General features: G+C 39.8%; 3 protein-coding genes. All 3 read right to left on the bottom strand.

Annotated elements, in window-relative coordinates:
* Nucleotides 1-81: 81 nt before the first annotated feature.
* The 3 genes from KIV41_RS22095 to KIV41_RS22085 all read right to left on the bottom strand — a co-directional run bounded on the left by KIV41_RS22095 (nucleotide 82) and on the right by KIV41_RS22085 (nucleotide 2,815).
* On the bottom strand, nucleotides 82-1,308 hold the full coding sequence (locus KIV41_RS22095; RefSeq protein ID WP_285337693.1) for a hypothetical protein: 1,227 nt from the start codon (nucleotides 1,306-1,308) through the stop codon (nucleotides 82-84).
* A 136-nt stretch (nucleotides 1,309-1,444) separates the two neighbouring features.
* Nucleotides 1,445-1,822, bottom strand: coding sequence for a hypothetical protein (locus KIV41_RS22090; RefSeq protein ID WP_285337692.1), 378 nt, complete (start codon nucleotides 1,820-1,822; stop codon nucleotides 1,445-1,447).
* An 84-nt stretch (nucleotides 1,823-1,906) separates the two neighbouring features.
* The gene (locus tag KIV41_RS22085; RefSeq protein ID WP_045388712.1) at nucleotides 1,907-2,815 is read right to left on the bottom strand and encodes a phosphotransferase enzyme family protein; all 909 of its coding nucleotides are present in this window, start codon (nucleotides 2,813-2,815) and stop codon (nucleotides 1,907-1,909) included.
* Nucleotides 2,816-2,961: the final 146 nt, after the last annotated feature.

The following is a 2,961-nucleotide window of genomic DNA, read 5'->3' as shown; positions in this document are numbered from 1 at the left end:
GCATTAAGGTGTGAGCGACGCTTGGCTATACTTGAGCGAAGCGAAAATGCCAAGCGTTGCGAATCACTCTTAAATGCTTTGTTAGGTTTTGAACTCTGTACTAGGCTGAGTTGAGTTGATTAGACGGAAATCAGAGGTTGACTCCCACTCGTCTACGCCTGATATTTTTAAGCCATAATTTAAGTACGCAACACTAAACAAAGTATCTGCTCGATTTATGCAAACTCTATAGATTGTTTTGCCACCTATCGCATCAAGCTTTCTTTCCCGTGCAAAAATTCTTACTACGCCGGGGTTACAAGCTCCTAAGTAGTCCGTTTGAGAAAAGTCATACACAGATAAACCTGTCGGACTAATACGATCATCTTGATTTGATGGCGGTGAAATATCCTCTGTATATGATGCACCAACATAACCTTTAAAGGCATTTGACATGAAGCCTTCAAAACCAACATAGGTGATGACTCCACCGCCATTAGGAATACGTAAGTAATAGCTCGCAATATGACGCCAAATACGTAACAATTGTTCATACGCTTGTTTGACTTCAACGGGATTAACTATCGAATGTGGTAAAGTCGCTTCTGGAAGCTTCGCATGTAGCAATCTGCACCTAATGTCTTTGTACTGACTTTTGATTATATAAGACACTGGATCTTGTCCAGTTTCAGCTAAATGCTGAGTTAAATTGATTTTGTCATGAATCACACTCAAACTTCGCTTAAACCAAGCCCCTTCACCTTCTTTTCGCTTTTTCGGAACAATCTCATTCAATAACGCTTCAAAGCCTAGAAACAAATTACGATATGCTTCAAACAAATCACTAGATGATTGAGAAAGTCGATAATACCTAAATGATTCGCTCCAGATCGGCTCGGGTTCTTCTGGAGTTGGTATATTATTCCCATCACTATCAGTCATTTTGACCTCAAGAGATAACGCCATCGGAAAGTCATGCAAAGCATAATGAAACAACACCGATTTCCCTTCTCTTGAGTAAACTCCTACGTTACTACGTGTTGGATCTGCGGTAATTATTGATGTGATTTTTTTAACAGAGAGGATATCTAAAGCTCTTTGAATCTGTTCAAACCCTAAAGTTAAGACATCTTCCTTCGATAACTTTAGGGTTGATCTTGCAACAACATCATTAACCCCTGAAATAAACTCAACTTGCCACTCACCGCAAGGTGAGTTGTAAAGAAAACTAATTGGTGAAGCAGCAGAGAGTATAAGTGCAATACCAGAAGAATATTGTCCATCTGCACTATCTGTACCTGCGATAAATAGGTTACCTTTGTATGCCATTATATCCTCCGAAAACCTAACGCCGCGTTAAGTGGTGAACAACGCCATCCACCAAACCTAAACCATTGTGACGTAAACACTAAAGCTAAATCAAACTGAAAATGCCGAGCGTTGTGAATCCGTCTTAAACGCTTTGTTATAAGGCGGGCTCAAGGACAATATCGTGACCATCAACTTCAATTAGTCCAAAGTCACCTTCTAAAGAAAGGAAGCCTTGCAAATAAGATGCTCCTTCAACTTCACCTAATGTTGGAATGTCATTTATAGTCGTCTTTCTAGCAGATAGCTGCATTCCCTTAAAACGAACAGTTATCGCTTTACCTTGCTTATTACTGACAAATAATTTGACCTTCTGATCAGACTCTAGAAGGAATAGCATTTCGATATAGGTATCATCAAAACTTTGATTAAGCGAGAGTAACTCTGAATCAATTAGACAATTTAGCTCCATATTTCTCCAAGCCTTATAACGCCGCATTAAGGTGTGAGCAACGCTACCACGAAACCCAACCATACCACCGTAAACACAAGACCCAACGATGGAATGAAAAATGCCAAGCGTTGGGAATCACTCTTAAATGCTTTGTTATAAATATTTTTATGGGCACATTTGTCTGATTGCATCAAACAACTCGAACTTTCGATCAAACCAGTAATCATCAAACTCCCAGTCTTCAATTGCTGCCTCACCAATGAAACCAATATGCCAAATGTTATGAGCAACCAACAGCCAAGGAATAGCTCTAAGTTCCTCATCAGAAAACCCTGAAATTGACTGATAACCGCTTAGAAATGCTGACCATTGTTGCTTAATATTGCCACAATTACTGAATAAAAGATTCCACAGGAAGACTACAGGATCATATATACGCCAACTCCTACAACAGAAGTCAAAATCAAGTATCGTGACTTGCTGAGATGAGAAGATTGCATTCCCCCAGTGAAAGTCTCCATGACACAAGACCTCAGGTAAGTTCAACTTGGACAAACTAAACTCAGCTTGTTTAGCTAAGCTTTCTATGACCTCAACTTCTTCTTGCTTGTGGCTATAGCCAGTTTTGATATTGAGCAAAGGAAAAGTCAGTAACTCTTTAATTTTTTTATGCGGGAAATCTAGCGTGCTTTCTGTTAAATGTAACCGCGCACATTCTCGACCAAATAGGTAACTCTGAGAGGGGTTGATTATGGAAACTGCGTCACCATGTACAAAATGGCTCAACACTACATACTTACCACCAAGGTGCTGAACATAGCCACCGTCAACTCCCATCACAGGTAAAGTTACGGAAACCCCATCAGCTTTCAAGCTAGCATAAAACTCACTTATTGAAGTCAAATGCGATAAGGAACAATCACTAGTTTTATACAGCTTAACAACATATTGGTGAGAGCACGCTGTTTTGAGTTGATACAACTCATGCATACTCGGAAGCGGAGTAACATCAGCGACATTGATATCGTAAGCTTCTTTAAGCTTTTGTTTTAGGTATCGAATGTTTATTTCCACAGATGCTCCAATATTTATAACGCTCTGTTAAGGTGTGAGCAACGCAATACCGATGCCGCAGCATACCACCTTAAACACTAAAACCAACGCATAGTAAAAATGCCACGCGTTGCGAATCACTCTTAAACAGTTTGTTATGCCTTTAC

Origin of the sequence: Vibrio sp. D401a (genome assembly GCF_030248515.1) — a bacterium.
GTDB classification, from domain to species: Bacteria; Pseudomonadota; Gammaproteobacteria; order Enterobacterales; family Vibrionaceae; genus Vibrio; species Vibrio rotiferianus.
Note: the sequence above shows the minus strand (reverse complement) of the source record. Positions and strands in the feature narration are given on the sequence as shown.

Excerpts from the sequence above, each read along its gene's own strand:
- KIV41_RS22095 (WP_285337693.1), bottom strand. The coding sequence starts at position 1,308 with ATGGCATACAAAGGTAACCTATTTATCGCAGGTACAGATAGTGCAGAT.
- KIV41_RS22090 (WP_285337692.1), bottom strand. The coding sequence starts at position 1,822 with ATGGTTGGGTTTCGTGGTAGCGTTGCTCACACCTTAATGCGGCGTTAT.